We start from the raw sequence: 18,640 nt of genomic DNA, 5'->3' as shown, positions 1-18,640 counted from the left end.
GTTCATGTTTCGACGGAAAGTGCGTGCGCCGAGCACGCATATGCACCGTACTACAGATTGCGTGCGTCGCGCACGCTATTCTTGGGTCATGCCTAACGATGTGGGACACGAGATCGCGGACGCTCTTGGAACTCTGCTCAGGCGAGGCACCCGAGCACGGCTCTACGCGCGACTGACAGACGGCCTGGGCGAGGCGGTGGACGAAACCACCTACCCCGTCCTCAGCGGGCTCGCCCGGACCGGCCCGTGCAGCGCCGCCGACCTCGCGGGCGAAATCGGCCTCGACCGCTCCGGCGTCACCCGCCGCGCCACCCGCCTGGAGGAAGCCGGCCTGCTGCGCCGCGAACCCGACCCCGACGACCGCCGCGCCACCCTGCTCGCCCTGACCGAAACCGGACAGCAGACGGTGAAGACCACCCGGCAGCGCCTCGCCGCGTTCATCGAGGCGTCCCTCGCCTCCTGGCCGCCCGAGGAGGCGCAGAGCTTCGCCCGCCAACTCCACCGCTTCGTCACCACCGGCCCATTCGCGGAATCGTGACGCCGGCACGCGAGGTACACGTGCACAATGCCCGAGCCGCGCCGACGCGGATGCTGGTGAGCGTCGCTCAACGACGAAGAACGCGCCGCTGCCGCCCTGGCTTCCACGCCTGGCAGGACCCACACCGGCAACTCCACTGCCAGGACGCGGCCGCCTTCGTGGCCGAAGTCGGGTACACCGAACCGGCGGCGCACCCGAAGCCCTCGACCAGATGTGGGCTGATGCGCCTCGCCCGCTGGCACGACCAAAACCGGCTCGAGCACTTCCCGACCCACCTGGGCGAGGGGGCAACCGCCATGCTCTTCCGCTGCACCGTCTGCGGCGCCCATCTCGCCTGCGCCGTCGCGTCCTAGGGGTCGCCTGCTCGGGTGAGCCGTCGGTAGCAGATGAGGGTGCAGGCGATGCAGGCCCGTCCGGCGGATCTTGTGGCTTTGAGTGAGCGGTTCATTGCGGTTCACCCGTTGGCTGCGCTGCCGGCCCCGTTCGCTAAGGTCCGCGGCTATGACCGAGAGCCAGACCGAAGCTTGGCCGGAACCTCCCCTTGCCGGCACCGAGGCCGCAGCACTCCTCGGCACCCTCGAGCGTCAGCGGGCTACCCTTGCCTGGAAGTGCTCCGGCCTGGACGCCGCCGGTCTCCGCGCCACGCTCGGCACGTCCGCCATCACTTTGGGCGGCCTCCTCAAGCACCTGGCGCTGGGATGGTGTGCTTGATCTGGCGTCTTCGCAGGTAGCGCTGATTGCGGCGTGAGCTGTATGCCTTGTCACGCCCAGGTGGTCCGGCCGGGTCCGAGGACGACCGCCCTGTGGGCGGGGAACGCGGATGAGTTCGAGGACCTCGATCATCTGCGGGGCGTCGCCCACTGGCCGGGTGTGAGCAGGAAAGCCAGCGGCCGGCAGCCGCCTTTGCCCGCGAGGTGGATCTTGCAGGTCAGAACGCCCCGAGACCGGCCGGGTCCTTCGTCGGGGCGGTGGTGCCGGGGCGTTGACCTCTTTTCGGGACGTGTGGCTTCTTCTTCCGGGCCCCGGCCCCGTGCTGATGGGCCCGGCAGGACGTCGAATCGACGCTGACCATGCTCCATTCGATCCGGCCCGCGAAGTCGGCGTCGGCCTGGACGGCACGCAAGATCCGGTCCCACGTGCCGTCCGCCGACCAGCGCCGATGGCGTTCATAGACGGTCTTCCCGTTGCCAAAACGCTCGGGAGGTCCCGCCACGGTATGCCCGTTCGGACCCGGAACAAGACTCCGTTGATCACTCTGCGGTGATCGTTCCACCTGCCGCCACGCTGCCCCGGCGTCGGCAAGTGCGGCTCCAGCCGGACCCGCTCGGCATTCGTCAGATCACCCCGCCCCATGCCCGACACAACGACCCACTGGTCCGACAGCCACATGATCCGCCGGACAGTTCCTGGCTCTGGCTTCGACGTGAGGTCAGGAAGTGCGCTTCAGGGTCCAGGTGTTGGGGTTGAAGCTGGGGACGGCGGAGTAGCGACAGCCGCTGGAGTAGTAGGTGCTGGTGATGGTCCAGCCGGCCGGCGGCCAGGTAGACGCGCAGGCGTTGACCTGCGTACCCACGGGATAGCCTCTCAGGTCCTTGATCTGTTTCATGTTGGGCGTGAAGCCGGAGCCGCACCCGGCGCTGTTCCACCACTGGACGTCGACCCAGCCGTCCGGGGTGAGGGCGCTGGCGCACATGTTGACCGTGTCACCGGGGGCCGCGGACGCGGAACTCGCGGTGACGGCCAGGGCGGTGACGGCCATGGTGGCCAGTGTGACGGCGAAACGGGTGCGGATCACGAGATGTTCCTTCCTCGGCAGACTGGGAATCGCCGCCGACCGTCGGCGGGTCGTGCCAGGCGCCGCACCATTGCTATCCGACCGGCCTGAACTCCAGAAAGTCACCTTTTGGGCATGTCTCGGCGATCGTTTAGAGCCGCCGTTGTGGCAGTCAGCCGATCGACTGCCGGGCCGCGGCGCGCACCCCGGGCAGGCGGCGCGGCAGAGTTTTGCGGGGCCCGCCTCCCGACTCGGTAAATGTGGTTCGCTGCACCCTTGCCACATCGGAAACCCGAGAGACCGACACCGGCCACGCGCCTGCGACCTCGCCCGAGCCTTTGCGGAACTGGTCCGTTACCGGCGCGGATACCTGCTGCGTCCTCGGGCGCAAGCAGCTGCTCGGGCATCGCCGCCTGCCGGTACCGGGCGACGGTGCATGCCCGGCCGCGCTCGGCGACGGTGGAACCGGGACTGACGCCACCGGACGTCAGGGGAGCGCGAGCACCGCGGCGATGGCGGAGCGGAGTTCCTGGTCGTCGAGGACGGCCCGGTAGTCCCGGTGGTTGGAAAGCCGCGCATCGCGGGCCCCGACGAGGCGCAGTGCCCGCCGTGCGGCCGGCGTGACCGTGCCGATGCGCAGGAACCCCCGGAGTGCCTCGGCCAGGTCGCCGTAGCGGTCGTCGTCCCCGGTGAAGCGCACGACGACCTCCTCCAACACCGCCAGAGTGGGCCCTGGATCGCCGGTGATCGCCCACAGGGCGACCGCCGCCGTCACCCTCCCGTACGCGGCGTTCTCCATGACCTCACGAACCCGTCCGGCGTGCGCCGCGGCGGCGGGACCGAAGTCGGACAGGAGGAGGACCGGTCCGTACGGCGACGCCTGCTCGTCGTGCACCGCCTCGCCCAGGAGCCGCAGGGCGGTGCCGTCGTCACCCCCCGCGATGCGCCACGCGGCCCACGCGGTCCTGTGGTGGTTGGCCGGGTGGTCGAGGACGACCGCGTCGCGCACGGCGGACGCCGTCGAGGCGGCGCCGGGACCCATCGCCAGCAGCACGTCGACCACGCGCAACGAGTACCGCGTGTCTTTCAGGAGCGGCAGGACGACCGGGAGCACGGGCAGCGCGTCCGGCCCCCACGCCTCGGCGACGTGCAGCAAGGTGGCCATGATCTCGCCGTGGTCGCCGTGCCGCTCGTGGTCCTGCCGCACCTCCTCCAGCAGCGCGGGCAGCAGGACGTCCGCGTGCTCCCTCAGCGGCGCGAGGACTTCGTGCATCTCCGGCCGGCGCGGATCGCCCGCCACCCAGCTGCGCCCGAACTGCTCCCGGTAGGGTGCCCAGAGCGACTCGACCAGACCGGGGAGGCCGCGGGGGTCGCCCAGCCGGACCAGGGCCCAGCGTGCGAAGTCGCCGACGGTCCCCTCGATCCAGGAGATTTCGTCGGTCCCGGGATCGTCGAGCAGTGCCGCCAGTCGGTCGGCGTACGGGCCGGAGTCAGGGGCGAGCATGGCGAGGAGGTGCGCGGCCTTGAGCCGCACGCAGTCGTCAGCAGAGTCCAGCAGCCGTGCCGCGAGGGGCAGCACTGTCGGTGCCGCGGAACGGCGCAGCACCAGGTGCCGCCACGCCTCGTCCAGGACGACCCGGCGCAGCCCGTCGTCCGCGGTGCGTTCCGCCGCCTCCGCCAGCCGGGTCACGAACGACAAGGCGGCCGGGGGATCATGGTCGAGGAGACCGGACACCCATGCGGCGACGTCGTCACGGGTGAAGGGGATCTCGACGTCCGGCAACCACCAGATCCGCTCGAACCGGGGCCGTACGGCCGGGTCGGCGAGGACGTCCAGTAGCAGGTCGGCATGCCGGAGGGGGGCGTCGCGATCGAGGGACGCCCGGGCGATCACGGCCGCCACCTTCATCACCGGCTCGTCGTCGCGCAGCACCCGGCTCAGGACCGCCTCCACCGCGTCGGCGAACCGGTGCCGGCCGCCTGGAGACCCGGTCTCGGGCGCGTCGGCGGTCGTCGCGCGGGTGCCCAGCGCCAGCAGGAGGGGCAGGCGTACGGCCGGTTCCGTCTCGGCGTGCCACCGTTGCAGCAGTGCGTCGTCGTCCGCGAGAAGAAGGGCGGCCCGCCGGACGCTCGGCTCGGGGTCCGCGAGGAGCGCCGTGATCTTGTCGCCCTGACGCCGCCACCCCTCCCGCCACGCTCCGAGCGTGCCCTGTTCACCGGCCTCGCGCGCCGCACCGTTCAGGGCGCCGAGCAGTTCGACGAGAGTGACTCGTGCGCCGTTGGCGGGGTCGGCGGCGAGCGCGGTGAGAAACGGCAGGGCCGCAGCCGCGGCCGACGGCAGCCCGCCTCCTGGGGCGAACAGGCAGGAGTACAGCGGGTGGCAGTCCTCCTCCGTCGCCGCCGGGCCTCGCCTGACCAGGCGACGCAGCGCCCTCGGAACCTCCTTGACCGGATGGTGCTCCGGCACGCCCGTCCGGAACCGGCTCCAGTCCACCGCGTCTACCGCCTCGACCGAAGTCCCCGCCACTGCCACCCCGTAAGTCCGCCGTACGTCGACCGACTGACATCCTGGCATCGACCCGACGGGAGGGTCACCTCGGGATCTGGGGGACCCCCGCGGTCTGCGTCGCTCCGTCGCGCAAGCTGCCGTACACACCTCACGGCCAGAGTTCAAAGACCTACTGAGGGGCTGCGGCCGCCTGGGGACGATCGGTACTACTCCCCGGTGTTCGAGGACTGCGGGGACGGCTTGGGACTGCGGTCGATCACAAGAGCACGTAAAGATCTCCCCTCATCGGCGCCCCCCGAACGCCCCCCGAACAAGGGGCCGCTCCCGTCTTCCACCGGACGTCGGCCAGACCCCGTGGTTGACGCTGCGCGGTTCGCGCCGGCCCCGCACTCCGGCCGTGCGGCATCAAGGCGGTCGCGTGGACTCATGGGTGAAGCGGCCGGACGGCGCCGCCTACGACGCTCCGCACACGGCCAACGCGGTTCGCGCCAGCCCACGCAGCCAGGCGTGGGCTTGGTCGGTGTCGTAGCGCTGATGCCACGCCAGGTATATCGGTGCAGACGGCAGTTCGAGCGGGAGGGGGAGCGTGACCAGGCCGAGGTCGGTGACCGCTGACCGTGTGGTGGCTTCGGGGACGCTGATCAGGAGATCGGAACCGCGTACGAACTCCAGCGCTGCCGCTTCCGTGGGCGCGGTCGCCACCACGCGGCGGGTGAGGCCGAGCCGCGCGAGGGCGTCGTCGAGGGCATTGCTGAGGTTTCCACGTCGCGACACGGTGACGTGCTCAGCGGCGGCGTACCGCTTTACGGTGACGGTCCTGACACGGGTGAGCGGATGCCCCTGCCTCACGACGATGACGAGGCGGGTCTCGCCCACGTTCTCGGCACGGATGTCCGGTGCGCTCGGGCGATTGGCGTTCGCCTCCAGGTCCACCTCGCCGCGCCGCAACTCGGGGGTGTCGATGCTCGATTCCGCGACGAAGCGCAATCGCACGCCCGGTGCCTCTTCACGCACGGCCGAGAGCAGTGCGGGCCCGCTCAAGGCGACCAGGGAATCGTGCCAGCGGAGTGTGAAAGTGCGCTCCAAAGTTGCCAGATCGAGTTCACGGCTCGGTGCCAGCACCCCCTGGACCTGGTGCAGCAGCTCGTGCACCTGTTCCCGGACAGCGATCGCATACGGCGTCGGGGTCATCGTGCGGCCGGTGCGCACCAGGATCTGATCCCCGGTCGTGCGCCGGATCCGGCCCAGACTCCGGCTCATCGCGGGGGCGGTGACATGCAGGCGCGCGGCCGCCCCGGCCACACTGCCCTCCTCCAGCAGCGCGTCGAGCGCGGCGAGCAGGTTCAAATCCAATTGCATGTGAGTAATCCTAGCCGTGCTTTACATGCATTTGAAGTTAATTAAGGGGCTGTATACCTTCGAGACCAGAGCGCTGAACAAAGCGCACAGCTCGGCCCGAACGGCTCCATCACCTGCTTCTGGAAAGGGAGTTCACCATGTCCGAAATGCTCAAGACCACTGACGTCGCCGCCTCCGACGCCGACCTGCTCGCCCAGACCGCGAACGCCGTGCGTGAGGCGGGTTCGGCGCTGCGCGAGCGCTTCGGCGAGGTGGTCCGCTACCGGACCCGCGAAGAGCTGATGCGCGCGCTCGCCGCCAACGACGACACGGCCCTCGACATCCTGCGCCCCCGCCTCACGCGCCTGCGCCCGGACGTCGGCTGGGTGGAGGACGAGCTGGACGGCGGGGCGCTGCCGCCCGGCGAATGGTGGGTCGTGGATCCGGCCGAAGGCAACGTCAACCACCTGCACGCGCTGCCCGAGTGGGCGGTGACCGCCACCCTCGTGCGCGACAACCAGCCCGTGCTCACTGCGGCCCACCTGCCCTTGACCGGCGAGACCTACACCGCGCTCACCGGCGCGGGCGCCTACCTCGACGGCCGGCCGCTGCACGTCTCCCCCACCGCGGACCTCGGCCTGAGCATCGTGGCCACCAGCCAGGCCCGGCCGGACGAGGACGAGAAGGTCGTGCGGCGCGTCGGCTCCTCGATCACCGCGATGCTCTTCGACGCGCTCGTCGTCCGCACCGCCGTGCCCGCGACACTGCACCTGCTGAACGTGGCCGCCGGCCGGATCGACGCCTTCTGGCAGTTCGCCGGCGCCCGCGCGGACCTGCTGCCCGGGGCGCTGCTCGTCACGGAGGCCGGCGGACAGATCTCCGACGCCGAGGGCCGCCCTTGGACCCCGCAGAGCGAGAGCTTCCTGGCCGCCGCGCCCGGCGTGCACGCCGAGGCCGTCGCCACGCTCTCCCGCTGACCGCGCACCACAATCCGCACGCACGGAAGGACCACATCGTCATGAGCACGATCGCAGTTCTCGGAAACGGCCGCGTCGGCGGCAACCTGGCCACAGCCCTCACCCGGGCAGGGCATGAGGTGACCGTGGCGGACCGCGCGCCGGGCGCCGCCGCCGACACTGCCCGGTCAGCCCAGATCGTCATCAACGCCACCCCGGGCGCCGGCTCGCTGGAACGGCTCATCACCCTGCGCGAGGAACTGCGCGACAAGATCCTCGTCGACGTCTCCAACGCCACCGTCGACGGACCGGACGGACTGCCTGCCGCCCTGGTCTACCCCGGCTCAAGCCTCGCCGAGCAACTCCAGGACGCCCTCCCCGAAACCCGCGTCGTCAAGACCCTCAACACCATGCTCTTCCCGGTGATGACCGCGCCGGCCACGCTCACCCAGACACCGACCGCGTTCCTCTCCGGCGATGACCCGCTGGCCAAGCAGACCGTCCGCGAACTGCTCATCGGCCTCGGATGGCACAAGGACTGGATCAGCGACCTCGGCGGGATCCAGACCGCCCGCGCCACAGAGGCCGCGATCCTGTTCGTCCCGCACGTCATCCGGTCCACCGGATTCACACCCTTCGCGATCTCGATCGCCCGCTGATCCGCACACGGTGCACCGCCGCCGGCGGGCCCACATCGGTGCCCTTGGTGAAGCGGCGGATGTCCTCCCCTCGCGGGCGGAGGTGAGCCGTACACCTGGTTGCTTCGGCGAGCCATGTGCGGGTCTCACCGCGCAGGCGGAGGTGAGCCGACGAGCGCGGCCATGTCGACGGTCACGCAATTCCCCACAGCGCCGGCCCGAGTCCCTTCGCCTGCAGGCAGACCGGAGAACTGCCGGCCAATGTGGGAGGCCCTCTGGAATCAGATCACCGTCCGGCTCGCCCATGACGCGGGAACAGTTCCCCGGCCCCAGGCCAACGCGATGCAGCGGGGGCTCATGAACTCACGGAACGTCCCACATCCTGCGGCAGGGGGAGAGCCTTGAGCGGCATGGCAAGGAGCGTGTGCCGGAACGGCCCGGTTCAATGCGTCAGGGCACGGGGAGCGTGAAGACCAGGAACAGTACGGTCAGCGGGGGGACCAGGGCGGTGAGGGCCGCTCAGACGCGTGCCGCCGACCAGCGGTGCCGTCGGGGAAGGGACCACGCGGCGAGCAGGTCCGCTCCGGAGAGCGGGCCGCCGATCTCGGGCATGCCGTGGATCCAGGCCAGCGCCGTCCGGCACCGCGCATGGTCGTTTCGGTCATTTCCTGAGATGACGCGCGTGCACCGGCCCCGTCGGCCTAGCCTTCGTCAGCGGCCGGCGACTCCCTCTGGCTGGTGATCGCTCTGTCGTGGCAGGCGGTCTCTCGCGTCCAGGACGACTCGTCGCTCACCAGGGGACGACGCCCTCGTCGTCGAAGAACGCGCCGGACGGGCCGTCGTCCGGCAGCGTGGCGAGCCGGATCGCCGTGGCCGCGCCCTGCTCCGGGGTGCGGTTCCCGAAGAAGCCGTTGAAGTCGGTCGCGCACAGGCCGGGGCAGGCGGCGTTGATCAGGATGTCTGTGTCGGCGAACTGCCGGGCGTACTGCACGGTCACGGCGTTGAGGAACGCCTTCGACGGCGCGTAGGCCGCCATGATCGCTCCGAGTTCGATGTCTGGGTCGGCCTGCCGGGTCATGGAGCCGACGCTGCTGGAGATGTTGACGATGCGCGGCGAGGACGAGCGGCGCAGCAGCGGGAGCATTGCGTTCGTCACCCGGATGACGCCGATGACGTTGGTCTCCACGACCGTGCGCACCAGGTCGAGGTCGAGGGTCGTCGGGTCCTGCACCCAGCCCGGACCCATATCTCCGGAGATGCCCGCGTTGTTGACCAGCACGTCCAGCCGTCCGGCCTCACGCTCGATCAGTTCTGTGGCGTCGGCGACGCTCTGGTCGGCGGTCACCTCCAGCGGCACGCCGAACGCCTCGGCCCCGGCGGCGCGCAGCTTCTCGACGGCGCTCTCCAGCCGGGCCGCGTCCCGCGCTCCGACGGCCACGCGGTATCCGAGGGCTCCGAGCCCGGAGGCGATCGCGTAGCCGATTCCCTTGTTCGCACCGGTGACCAGCGCGGTCTTCGTTTCGCTCATGCCGTCCATGCTCGCTCCCAGGCGAGCGCGCCGGCCAACACCGATCGGGTTCGCTGTGATACCCGGTAGGTATCACAGGGGTACGCTGTCACGGTGGACGTCTTGGAGACTCGCGAGCTGAAATACTTCGTGGCCGTCGCCGAGGAGCTGCACTTCGGCCGGGCCGCCGAACGCCTGGGCATGGCCCAGCCGCCGCTGTCGCGTGCGGTCCAGCAGCTCGAACGGCGTCTCGGCGTCCGCCTCCTGGAACGCAACCGCCGCGGTGTCGCGCTGACCGATGCTGGAGAGGTTCTGCTGCGCGAGGGGCGCGCGACGCTCGACGCGGCCACCGCCGCCGCACGCCGCACCCGCCGTGCAGGCGGAGCGGACAACCTGAGCGGTGAGCGCACCCGTCTGGTGCTGGCGGTGAAGACCGCCGCGGCTCACGAACTACTGCAAGAACTCCTCGACGCCTACGCGGCCGAGCCTGACGCCGCCGAGGTCGAGGTCCTGCAGTGCGGCATGTGCGACCAGGAGGCACGGCTGCGCGACGGCAGCGCCGACGTCGCGCTCATGCACGTGCCGTTCAACTCCCTCGCCGGGTTCGACAGCGAGGAGATCATGACCGAGAACCAGTTCGCCATCCTGCCCGCCGGCCACCCGCTGGCCGCGCGTGAGAACTTGTCACTGGCCGACATCAGCGACGTCCCCGGCCTCCCACCGGCGCGCTGGCCCCGTCACGGCATCTACCCGCCCGGCCCCGGCCCCGAGATCCGCGACCAGACGCAGTTGGCGCAACTGGTCGCCCTAGGACGCACCGTCGCCGCCGTGCCGGATTCCGCGCGCGCCTGGCTGTGGCCCGAGCACGCCGCCGTCCCCTTGGCCGACGCGCCCCCTGTCGTCACCCACATCGCCTGGCCCGCGCACAGCCGCTCAACAGCTCTGGCCTGCCTGGTCAGGACCGCCGTACGGCTCGCGTCCTCGCGGTAGCCGCGGGTGGGGGCGGGCGGTCCGTACCGACTGGCGCGAAGCCTGGTCGGGCCGCACTGGTCTCGTCGCGTTCGACGAGCACGCCTTTGCCGAAGCGGGCCGCGGCCCGAACGAGGGCGACCAGGTGGGGTGCGTTGACGGCGCGCCAGCGGTTTCGGGCGGACTCGATGAGCTTGTACGTCATGGCCAGGGCGGCCGAGCGGGACCCGGCGCCCCGGGTGACCCTGGTGCGCAGCCAGACGGTGGCGAACGCGGACTCGATCGGGTTCGTCGTGCGCAGGTGGATCCAGTGCTCGGGCAAGTAGTCGTAACGGTCCGGAGGCTGACCGACCAGGAGGGCCAGCAGTTACAGCGGATCGTGCGCCGTGGCAGCACCCGTTCGGTGCGCTACCGGCGGGCGATGATGCTGCTGGCGTCGGCCGGCGGGAACCGCATGCCGGTGATCGCGAAGCTGGTGCGGGCCGATGAGGTCACGGTGCGGGACATGATCCACCGGTTCAACGAGATCGGGCTGGCCTGTCTGGACCCTCGGTGGACGGGAGGCCGTCCCCGCCTGCTCAGCGATGACGACGAGGACTTCGTCATCCAGACGGCCATTACCCGCCCGCGCAAGCTCGGGCAGCCCTTCACTCGCTGGTCGATCCGCAAACTCGCCGCCTACCTGCGCAGCGCCTCACGGCCGGGTGATCCGCATCGGCCGCGAGGCGCTGCGCATACTGCTCGCCCGCCGCGGGATCACCTTCCGGCGCACCAAGACCAGGAAGGAATCCACCGACCCTGACCCCGACCGCGACGCCAAGCTCGACCGCATCGAGCACGTCCTGGAGCATTTCCCCGACCGCGTGTTCGCTTTCGACGAGTTCGGCCCGCCGGGCATCCGGCCCACCGGCGGATCCTCTAGGCCGAACTGGGCGGCCCCGACCGCATCCCGGCGACCTTCCACCGCACCCACGGCGTGACCTACTTCCGCGGCTGCTACTCCGTCGGCGACGACACCCTGTAGGGGCGTCAACCGCCGCTGCAAAGGCACCGCCAACACGCTCGCGGCCCCTGAAGACGATCCGCGCCGCCCGCCCCGACGGCGTCCCGATCTACTTCATTCTGGACAACCTCTCCGCCCACACCGGCGCAAACATCTGCCGCTGGGCGAAGAAGAACAGGCCGAACGGTGGTTCACCCCGACCAACGCCTCCTGGGCCAACCCCGTCGAGGCCCACTTCGGGCCACTGCGGCAGTTCACCCTCGCCAACTCCCACCACCCCACCACACCGTCCAGACCCGCGAACTCCACCGTTACCGGCGCTGGCGCAACGCCAACGCCCACCACCCCGACGTCCTCGCCGCGCAACGCCGTGAGCGCGCATGCATCCGCAGGGAGAAGGGCATCCGCTTCGGTGGCCGTCCCCTCGCACCCGCCGCCGCGTGACCAGGCACTCGGTGAAATGCATTGCCCGGGCTCGGAGCTAGCGGCCCTTGATGGTGCGGTCCCAACCGAATCCAGCATGATCATCCCCCTGGGAGCAGAGGCACAACCGAGAGGAACAACGCCCGTGAGTGAATGGCAGCTGGCCGAGACATTCTGCAGCACCTCCGGTGAGGTCCGCTGGGACCGCCTCGGACAACCCGGCCAGCGTCCGGTCGTCCTCCTCCATGGCACCCCCTTCTCCTCATACGTCTGGCGCGCAGTCGCCCGCTCCCTCGCCCGCCGTCACCAGGTGTTCGTCTGGGACATGCCCGGTTACGGGGCATCGGAGATGTTCTCCGGCCAGGATGTCTCCCTGGGCGCCCAGGGCAGGGTCTTCGCTGAACTGCTGGCGCACTGGGGACTGGAAGAACCCCTGGTGGTCGCCCACGACTTTGGCGGCGCCGTCTCCTTGCGGGCACATCTGCTGCACGGAGCGCGCTACCGCGCCCTCGCCTTGGTCGACCCGGTTGCGCTGGCGCCTTGGGGATCCCCGTTCTTCCGGCTCGTCGGCAAGCACTCCCAGGTCTTCGAGCAGCTGCCGCCCGCGCTGCACCACGCCCTGGTGCGCGAGTACGTGAGTTCGGCCAGCAGCCCCGGATTGCACCCGGCAGTCCTCGACAAGCTCGTCAAGCCCTGGCTCGGCGAACTCGGCCAGGCTGCCTTCTACCGGCAGATCGCCCAGGCCGACCAGTGCTACACCGACGAGGTGCAGGACCGGTACGGCGAGATCGGTATGCCGACGCTGGTGTGCTGGGGCCACGACGACACCTGGATCCCCGTGGCGAAGGGACGGGAGCTTGCCGCCCGCATTCCGGGCGCGCGACTGGAGACAATCGCCGGTGCGGGCCACCTCGTCCAAGAGGACGCACCCGCCGAACTCACAGCCGCCCTCATCACCTTCCTCCAACACCCTGTAGCCGGTAGGTCTGCCCCAGCAACCCGGTGAACCTATGGGGTCACAGCACCCAGGCACGCCACGGGACGGACAAGCCAGCGGGCTGGAGCTGCTCCACGAAACCACCGGGTCCTTTCGGGCCGTCTCCATGATGTCGCCCCAAGTCAAAAACCTCAGTAGCAGGGCCACGATGGTGAGGGGTGCCGCTGGCGGTGCGGGCAGTTGCGGGTCGCCGTGGGTTCCAGTGGATCCCGCGCGGTGGGTCTTGGAGGGGGACAGAACTCCGGTAGGGCCGGGGCCTCGCCGAGCCGACGGGCGCGCTTGTCATCGACGAGTCCGACGCGGTGGCTCCGGGGGTCTATCGGACCGGCGGTGATCAAAGCAGGGACCGTTCGGACGCCGTTCGGGGTACCGTGTCGCCCGCTCAACCGCCCCGCGGCGCAGGCCATTGCGGCGTGACCGGAGCAGGGCTGTTCGGTGGAACTCAAGGGCTCGGGGGTGGCAGTGCTGTTGGAACGCGCGGAGGTGGAGACCTTTCTTGCTCTGGCTGAGGAGCTGCACTTCGGCCGGGTCGCCGAGCGGCTCGGTCTGACGACCGGACGGGTCAGCCAGACCATCAAGAAGCTGGAACGGCGGATCGGTGCACCGCTGTTCGAGCGCACCACGCGCCAGGGTCGGCATGATCCCGCTCGGCCGCGAACTGGCCACAGACTTGGCGCCGTTGGTGGACGGCATGGATGAGGCGGTCCGCCGGGCGGTCGACCGCGCGCGTGGGACCACGGGACAGCTGCGGGCCGGATCTCTGGGGGCGGCGGCCGGGCAGCTCCTCCTCAGGACCCTCAAGGTGTTCACCGTCCGTCACCCCGACTGCAAGGTGACCATCCACGAGTGCCAGATCCATGACGCCATGGCGCGGTTGCACGGTGGTGAACTGGACGTCCTCATCACGGCCTTCTCCGTCTCCCAGGCGGTTGCCGGGCCCGTCCTGCTGTCGGAGGCGCGGGTTCTGGCCGTGCCGGCCGGGTCGTCGTGGGCGGCGCATGCGTCGGTATCGGTCGAAGTCCTCGCCGAGCAACCGGTGAACCAGTTGCCGCACGACATGCCCCAGGAGCTGCGCCACGAACGTACGCCCATCCGCACTCCTGGGGGCCGGTCCGTGCCACAGGGCCCGACAGCCGCCACCTTTCCCGAGGTCTTGGCCTTGGTAGCGTCAGGCGCGGGCGTCTTCCCGGTCGGCGAGCACGCCCGGCGATTCTACCCGCGACCCGACATCGCCTACGTGGCCTTCAACGACGCCGCCCCCGTCCAGTGGGGACCGGTCTGGCTGGAGAGCAATGTCAGCACTCGTCTGCGCGCGTTCGTCCAAGCCGCCGCCGACGCCAACGCCTGGCAGCTGGCACCTGGCACCTTCATCTCAGTGTTGGGCAGGGAGCGCGGATGACGTGGGGCTGTGGTGGGCACCTCCGGAAGAACCGGCGGGTCTGGGCAGCTCATCGGGCCCGGCCGTCGCTTCGGGGCGACCAGCGTGGGCCCTGGTGCGCTCGGCCCAGCGAACGGCCGGGCCCATGGCGATCCCCGTCGCTGCGAAGAGGACACCGAGGAGGAGCCAGCCGGGCACACCCCAGCCAAGGAGCAAGGTTGTCAGGGCCAGGGGGCCGAGCATCCTGGCGACGGCCTGCCCGGTGCCGAAGAAGCCCTGATACTGACCCTGTTTGTCGGCGGGAGCCAACCCGAAGCTGATCTCCCAGGCGCCCGAGGCGAGCATCATCTCGCCGAGGACCAGCAGAGCTGCTGCCGCCAGGAGAATGAGTCCGGCGGTCCAGGCGGAGGACGCGATCGTGGAGAGGGCGAAGACGGCGCAGGCGGCGAACATGACGAGGCCCGCGGGCCGTACGACCCGTGAGGCGCTACCGAGACCTCGCACCCGCCGTGCGACCCGGCCCTGGAAGACCACCGCACTCAGAGTGTTGAGCACCAGCAGCGCCGAGACCGTCCACGTCGGCGCCTGAGTTCGCTGCGCGATCCACAGCGGAATCCCCAGGCTGATCAGTGGCATGTAGAAGAGCATGATCGCGTTGATCACGGTGACGACCGCGTACGGACGGTCGCGCAGGACCGCGAGCCGTGCCTCCCCCGGTGCCGGCTTCGCCGGGGCGACCACCGGCAGACGGCTCAGCACGAGCGCCGCGGTCAGGAACGAGCCTGGTACCTCAACGGCGCCGACCGAACCGGCTATTCCAGCGCCGGTGCGCTCCTTACCGACGTTCGCAGTCGCCGCCGTGCTCTACGCGAGCTGCCAGTGCGGGCTCACCGCGGCCCGGCAGGCACTGCTGGCCGGGCTGGTGGAACGGGCCAGGCGCACGCAGGTGCGCGCCGTCCTGCAGTCGACGACGAACGCCGGCCTGGCCGTCGGCGCCGCACTCGGCGGGCTCGCCCTGCAGTCCGACACGCGCGAGGCCTACCTGGCCGTCTTCGCGACGGACGCCGTGAGTTTTCCTGTTCGTACTCGGCGTAGCAGCCCGCGGGCCGCGGATGGCGTGGCATCCCGAACACCTCGTCTCCGGGCGCAAGGGTCGTGACACCCGCTCCGACGGCCTCGACCACGCCCGAAACGTCCCAGCCGAGCCTGACGGAGCCGTCACCGCCCGCCAGCCCGCCGCTGGAACGGTGCCAGGCGTCCGTCGGGTTGACCCCTGCCGCCACCACCCGCACGAGCAACTCGGCGGGCCCCGCCTCAGGCCGCACCGCCTCCACGATCTTCAAGACTTCCGGACCGCCGAAAACGTCCTGACCAATCGCTCGCATCATCATGCTTCCCCCTGTTTCAGCTGGTCGGGATCACGTCTCGACCACTCAACCGCCCAGCCGCGCAGGCCATCAAGGCACGATCGGAACAAGGCTGTTTAGCGAAACTCAAGGGCTCGGTTCGCAGGTGCCGGGGCATGTTCGGCGTCAGCCGGTCAGGCGTGGCGGTGCGAGTGCTGGTTGCCGGTGCCCCTGCGGCAACCGCCCAGGCCGTGCGGGCAAAGCCGAAAGCGCGGGCACGCCCCGGTTGCCGAAGGCGGGGCTGGACCGCTACTGAGGTTTTTGGCTTGGGGTGGACGTCATGCGGGGTCGTGGTCGATCCGGTCTCGGCACGATCCCGTCGGGCAGGCCGGGTTGGTACTGCATCCGTTTCAGACGGGTACGGGCTGGCGAGGCGAGCTCGTCGATGCTGCACGGGGTCAGATGGCCCAGGCTGTTCTTCAGGTGTGCCTACACGCTCTCGGCAGGGTTGAGGTCGGGCGTGTACGAAGGGAAACGGAACACCGTCAGCCGGCTCCGGGCTGCGATCAGCTCACGCATGGCGGCGTCGACGTGATGGGTGTAGTTGTCCCACACCAACACTGCGGGCCTGCCGAGCTGCTGGTGGACCGCGTCCAGCAGGCGAGAGGAAGTCCTTCTTCCGGAAGCCCTTCCTCTCCCCCTTGCTGCCGTGGTGTACCAGCATCCGGAAGACGAGCCGGGTGCGGTGGCCGGGCCTGCGACACACCACGCCGGCGAGCGATATGCGTCCCGAGCCGGCGGCCTGGACGCTGACACGGGGCGTGTGACCGCGTCGGGACCAGGTCCGTGCTTTCGGCGGCCGGAGCACCGTCACGAAAGCCAGCGATGTCATGTCAGGCAGCAGGCGGAGCCGCAACATCACCTACCGGTGGGTTGAGGCGAGCGAAGCCTTCCTGGCGCTGGTAAGGGAAGTAAGGGTAGGCCGCTACCTTGTCGCTCGCCGCATTGAGTTTCGCCAACTGGTCGGGCGTAAGAGTCCAGCCGACGGCACCGAGATTCTGACGGAGCTGCTCCTCGTTGCGGGCGCCGATGATGACGGATGAAACGGTCGGGCGCTGGAGCAGCCAGTTGATGGCGATTTGCGGAATTTTCTTGCCGGTCTCCTGAGCGATCTCGTCGAGGGCATCGACCACGCGGTAGAGGTGTTCATCCTCGACCGGCGGGCCGTAGTCCGCGGTGTGGTGCAGTCGGCTATTGGCCGGTAGGGGCTGGCCGCGGCGGATTTTGCCGGTGAGCCGTCCCCAGCCGAGGGGGCTCCAGACGAGGGCTCCGAGGCCCTGATCCAGTCCGAGGGGCATCAGCTCCCATTCGTAGTCGCGGCCGATGAGGGAGTAGTAGACCTGATGCGCGACATAGCGCGGGTGGCCGTACCTCTCGGCGATCGAGAGGGACTTCATCGCCTGCCACCCGGAGAAGTTGGAGATGCCGAGGTAGCGGACCTTTCCTGCTCGTACGAGATCGTCGAGTGTGGACAGGACTTCCTCGATCGGTGTGCCGGCGTCGAAAGCGTGCAGTTGGAACAGGTCGAGGTAGTCGGTACCGAGCCGGCGCAGGGCGTCCTCGCATGCGGTGATCAGACGCGAACGGGAGGAGCCCGCATCGCCTGGACCGTCACCCATCGGCAGGCTGGTCTTGGTGGACACGATCACACGGTCCCTGCGGCCTTTGATCGCTTGGCCCAGCACCTCCTCAGAGGCGCCGCCGGAGTACACGTCGGCGGTGTCGAACATCGTGATCCCAGCGTCCAAGCAGATGTCAACGAGGCGGCGTGCCTCTCGCGCATCGGTGTTGCCCCAGGCTCCGAACAACGGTCCCTGCCCGCCGAAGGTGCCGGCGCCGAAGCTCAGTGCGGGGACCTTGAGGCCGGATGCACCCAGCCGCCTGTACTCCATGGCTGTTCCTCTCTCGCTGCCTGACTGGCTAATGGTTCTGCAGTTCCGTTAGTATGTTTGCTCAACCTGGCAGGCGCAAGCGATTAACGAAACTGGAGTCCCGTTATGGGGTTTGAGGGTGCGGATCCGGGGACCGTCCGTCCTGGAGGGCGCACGGCGCGGGTACGGTCGGCGGTGCTGAGAGCGGCCGGGGACGCCTTGGCAGAGCATGGCTTTGCCCACCTGGACCTCGCCGACATCGCGCGCCGTGCCGAGGTGGGCAAGACCACCGTCTACCGCCGCTGGGGAACGGTGACCAGCTTGGTGGCTGACTTGCTTGTGGACATGGCCGAGCAGTCACTGCCGCGTACCGAGACCGGCTCGCTGCTCGGCGATCTCAAGGCCAACGCCCGGCTCGTGCAGCGCACCCTGGCCGACCCGCGGCAAGGAGCGCTGTTCAAGGCAGTGGTCGCCGCCGCCACCTGCGACGCAAAAACGGCCGAGGCCCTGCACAGCTTCTACGACATCCGCGTCAAAGAGTGGGCGCCCTGCGTCCAGCAAGCCATCGAGCGGGGCGAGGTGCCTGATGGCACCGATGCCCACGAGGTCATCCGTGCCGTCTCCGCCCCCCTCTATTACCGCCTGCTGACCACGGGCGACCGTCTCGACGAAGCCGCCGCGGACCAAGCCGCCGAGGCCGCCGCAGCCGCAGCACGCGCGGGAGCATACCTGCGGGGTGAGCGAGGTCTTGCGTGACCAGCTTCTTCCATCCGTCTGAGTGCTGCTCACCGTGCGCGCGATCTTCGACACCGGTCGTCACCTGCACCAGCGGAGACCCCCGGATCACCCACGAACTGCTGAACGGCATACAGCCGGGCGACCTTCTCCGCGTCACCGGCACCCTGATCCAGCCGCCGGCACCCGCCCCCGGCTCACCGTCGACGCCCTGGAGGTCCCGGACGCCGGACTCATTCCCGTTATTGGTAACCCCGAATAGCGGAACGTGCGGAATGCCTTGGCTTCTCATCGGCCGCCGCACCGTCGAGCGCCTTCTGGAGCGTGTCCCCGCCGACCGCGTCGGCGTCAGCGTCCGCGACCCCCGCAAGGCCCGGGATCTCGCCGGCCGCGGCGTCCGGGTCCGGCAGGGCAGCTTCGACGACCCAGCCTCGCTCGTGCACTCCTTCGAGGGCGCCGAGCAACTACTCCTCCTCTTTTTCGACCGCACGGGCCCGGAGTGCGTCAGCGGCCACCGCGCAGCCATCGACGCCGCCGTGAAGGCCGGCGTCGGCCGGATCCTCTACACCAGCCAGATGGGCGCCGCCCACGACTCCCA

17 protein-coding genes and 5 pseudogenes are annotated in these 18,640 nt (G+C 69.8%); 12 read left to right on the top strand and 10 right to left on the bottom strand.

The features are described 5' to 3' along the window. Positions 1–88: 88 nt before the first annotated feature. The 3 genes and pseudogenes from JK359_RS38025 to JK359_RS38015 all read left to right on the top strand — a co-directional run. Complete coding sequence (locus JK359_RS38025; RefSeq protein WP_201844228.1) at positions 89–538, top strand: MarR family winged helix-turn-helix transcriptional regulator; 450 nt, start codon at positions 89–91, stop codon at positions 536–538. Positions 539–588: 50 nt separating this feature from the next. Next, positions 589–891, top strand: coding sequence for a CbrC family protein (locus JK359_RS38020; RefSeq protein ID WP_201844232.1), 303 nt, complete (start codon positions 589–591; stop codon positions 889–891). A 148-nt stretch (positions 892–1,039) separates the two neighbouring features. After that, positions 1,040–1,231, top strand: a pseudogene (locus JK359_RS38015) (mycothiol transferase); the annotation flags it as partial. Here the strand turns inward: JK359_RS38015 and JK359_RS38010 are convergent. The 4 genes and pseudogenes from JK359_RS38010 to JK359_RS37995 all read right to left on the bottom strand — a co-directional run. Further along, positions 1,227–1,891, bottom strand: a pseudogene (locus JK359_RS38010) (IS5 family transposase); the annotation flags it as partial. The pseudogenes JK359_RS38015 and JK359_RS38010 overlap by 5 nt on opposite strands. A gap of 76 nt (positions 1,892–1,967) precedes the next feature. After that, a complete protein-coding gene (locus JK359_RS38005) occupies positions 1,968–2,333 on the bottom strand; it encodes a hypothetical protein (RefSeq protein ID WP_307788462.1) in 366 nt (121 codons plus the stop codon). 466 nt (positions 2,334–2,799) lie between these two features. Then, the gene (locus tag JK359_RS38000) at positions 2,800–4,839 is read right to left on the bottom strand and encodes a hypothetical protein (RefSeq protein ID WP_201844226.1); all 2,040 of its coding nucleotides are present in this window, start codon (positions 4,837–4,839) and stop codon (positions 2,800–2,802) included. A 435-nt stretch (positions 4,840–5,274) separates the two neighbouring features. Then, positions 5,275–6,180, bottom strand: a complete 906-nt coding sequence (locus JK359_RS37995; protein ID WP_201844224.1) for a LysR family transcriptional regulator — start codon at positions 6,178–6,180, stop codon at positions 5,275–5,277. Positions 6,181–6,317: 137 nt separating this feature from the next. On the opposite strand from JK359_RS37995, the gene JK359_RS37990 reads away from it, so the two are divergent. Together JK359_RS37990 and JK359_RS37985 are read left to right on the top strand one after the other, a co-directional pair. Beyond that, positions 6,318–7,136: a 3'(2'),5'-bisphosphate nucleotidase CysQ gene (locus tag JK359_RS37990; RefSeq protein ID WP_201844223.1), complete on the top strand. Its 819-nt coding sequence runs from the start codon at positions 6,318–6,320 to the stop codon at positions 7,134–7,136. A 41-nt stretch (positions 7,137–7,177) separates the two neighbouring features. Next, positions 7,178–7,774 carry an NADPH-dependent F420 reductase gene (locus JK359_RS37985; protein ID WP_201844221.1) on the top strand — a complete coding sequence of 199 codons (597 nt, stop codon included), beginning with the start codon at positions 7,178–7,180 and terminating at the stop codon, positions 7,772–7,774. A gap of 769 nt (positions 7,775–8,543) precedes the next feature. On the opposite strand, the gene JK359_RS37980 is transcribed toward JK359_RS37985, so the two are convergent. Beyond that, positions 8,544–9,281, bottom strand: coding sequence for an SDR family oxidoreductase (locus JK359_RS37980; RefSeq protein WP_201844219.1), 738 nt, complete (start codon positions 9,279–9,281; stop codon positions 8,544–8,546). A gap of 93 nt (positions 9,282–9,374) precedes the next feature. Between JK359_RS37980 and JK359_RS37975 the strand changes: the two genes are divergently transcribed. Then, positions 9,375–10,250: a LysR family transcriptional regulator gene (locus JK359_RS37975; protein ID WP_201844217.1), complete on the top strand. Its 876-nt coding sequence runs from the start codon at positions 9,375–9,377 to the stop codon at positions 10,248–10,250. Here the strand turns inward: JK359_RS37975 and JK359_RS39710 are convergent. After that, positions 10,216–10,560: pseudogene (locus tag JK359_RS39710) on the bottom strand (hypothetical protein); the annotation flags it as partial. The gene JK359_RS37975 and the pseudogene JK359_RS39710 sit on opposite strands and share 35 nt — an antisense overlap. Here JK359_RS39710 and JK359_RS37965 point away from each other — a divergent pair. The 4 genes and pseudogenes from JK359_RS37965 to JK359_RS37955 all read left to right on the top strand — a co-directional run bounded on the left by JK359_RS37965 (position 10,540) and on the right by JK359_RS37955 (position 14,051). Beyond that, a pseudogene (locus tag JK359_RS37965) lies at positions 10,540–11,676 on the top strand (IS630 family transposase). The pseudogenes JK359_RS39710 and JK359_RS37965 sit on opposite strands and share 21 nt — an antisense overlap. A 124-nt stretch (positions 11,677–11,800) precedes the next feature. Then, positions 11,801–12,661 (top strand): alpha/beta fold hydrolase, encoded by an 861-nt coding sequence (locus tag JK359_RS37960; RefSeq protein WP_201844215.1) that lies wholly within the window; start codon positions 11,801–11,803, stop codon positions 12,659–12,661. 426 nt (positions 12,662–13,087) lie between these two features. Further along, the gene (locus JK359_RS39705) at positions 13,088–13,351 is read left to right on the top strand and encodes a helix-turn-helix domain-containing protein (RefSeq protein WP_307788461.1); all 264 of its coding nucleotides are present in this window, start codon (positions 13,088–13,090) and stop codon (positions 13,349–13,351) included. After that, positions 13,290–14,051, top strand: coding sequence for a LysR substrate-binding domain-containing protein (locus JK359_RS37955; RefSeq protein ID WP_236679099.1), 762 nt, complete (start codon positions 13,290–13,292; stop codon positions 14,049–14,051). The genes JK359_RS39705 and JK359_RS37955 overlap by 62 nt, the downstream gene beginning before the upstream one ends. Here the strand turns inward: JK359_RS37955 and JK359_RS37950 are convergent. From JK359_RS37950 to JK359_RS37930, 4 genes and pseudogenes are all read right to left on the bottom strand, one after another. Beyond that, on the bottom strand, positions 14,025–14,804 hold the full coding sequence (locus JK359_RS37950) for an MFS transporter (RefSeq protein ID WP_372445532.1): 780 nt from the start codon (positions 14,802–14,804) through the stop codon (positions 14,025–14,027). The genes JK359_RS37955 and JK359_RS37950 overlap by 27 nt on opposite strands. 113 nt (positions 14,805–14,917) lie before the next feature. Further along, positions 14,918–15,415, bottom strand: coding sequence for an alcohol dehydrogenase catalytic domain-containing protein (locus tag JK359_RS40515; protein ID WP_372445531.1), 498 nt, complete (start codon positions 15,413–15,415; stop codon positions 14,918–14,920). A 270-nt stretch (positions 15,416–15,685) separates the two neighbouring features. After that, positions 15,686–16,244: pseudogene (locus tag JK359_RS40560) on the bottom strand (transposase); the annotation flags it as partial. A 25-nt stretch (positions 16,245–16,269) separates the two neighbouring features. Then, positions 16,270–17,328, bottom strand: a complete 1,059-nt coding sequence (locus JK359_RS37930; protein WP_201844205.1) for an aldo/keto reductase — start codon at positions 17,326–17,328, stop codon at positions 16,270–16,272. 105 nt (positions 17,329–17,433) lie between these two features. Between JK359_RS37930 and JK359_RS37925 the strand changes: the two genes are divergently transcribed. Further along, positions 17,434–18,063, top strand: coding sequence for a TetR/AcrR family transcriptional regulator (locus JK359_RS37925; protein WP_201844203.1), 630 nt, complete (start codon positions 17,434–17,436; stop codon positions 18,061–18,063). 254 nt (positions 18,064–18,317) lie between these two features. After that, a partial coding sequence (locus tag JK359_RS37920; RefSeq protein WP_201844201.1) for an NAD(P)H-binding protein occupies positions 18,318–18,640 on the top strand: 323 nt, incomplete at its 3' end.

The sequence above is a fragment of the Streptomyces actinomycinicus genome, assembly GCF_016741775.1.
In the GTDB taxonomy this organism is placed as follows: Bacteria; Actinomycetota; Actinomycetes; order Streptomycetales; family Streptomycetaceae; genus Streptomyces; species Streptomyces actinomycinicus.
This window is presented reverse-complemented; position numbering and strand designations above follow the sequence as displayed.

Bases quoted from the DNA above. Each gene is read 5' to 3' on its own strand.
- JK359_RS37995 (WP_201844224.1), bottom strand. From the start codon at position 6,180: ATGCAATTGGATTTGAACCTGCTCGCCGCGCTCGACGCGCTGCTGGAG.
- JK359_RS37980 (WP_201844219.1), bottom strand. From the start codon at position 9,281: ATGAGCGAAACGAAGACCGCGCTGGTCACCGGTGCGAACAAGGGAATC.
- JK359_RS37985 (WP_201844221.1), top strand. From the start codon at position 7,178: ATGAGCACGATCGCAGTTCTCGGAAACGGCCGCGTCGGCGGCAACCTG.
- JK359_RS37990 (WP_201844223.1), top strand. From the start codon at position 6,318: ATGTCCGAAATGCTCAAGACCACTGACGTCGCCGCCTCCGACGCCGAC.
- JK359_RS38025 (WP_201844228.1), top strand. From the start codon at position 89: ATGCCTAACGATGTGGGACACGAGATCGCGGACGCTCTTGGAACTCTG.
- JK359_RS37930 (WP_201844205.1), bottom strand. From the start codon at position 17,328: ATGGAGTACAGGCGGCTGGGTGCATCCGGCCTCAAGGTCCCCGCACTG.
- JK359_RS40515 (WP_372445531.1), bottom strand. From the start codon at position 15,415: ATGCGAGCGATTGGTCAGGACGTTTTCGGCGGTCCGGAAGTCTTGAAG.
- JK359_RS38020 (WP_201844232.1), top strand. From the start codon at position 589: ATGCTGGTGAGCGTCGCTCAACGACGAAGAACGCGCCGCTGCCGCCCT.
- JK359_RS37955 (WP_236679099.1), top strand. From the start codon at position 13,290: ATGATCCCGCTCGGCCGCGAACTGGCCACAGACTTGGCGCCGTTGGTG.
- JK359_RS37925 (WP_201844203.1), top strand. From the start codon at position 17,434: ATGGGGTTTGAGGGTGCGGATCCGGGGACCGTCCGTCCTGGAGGGCGC.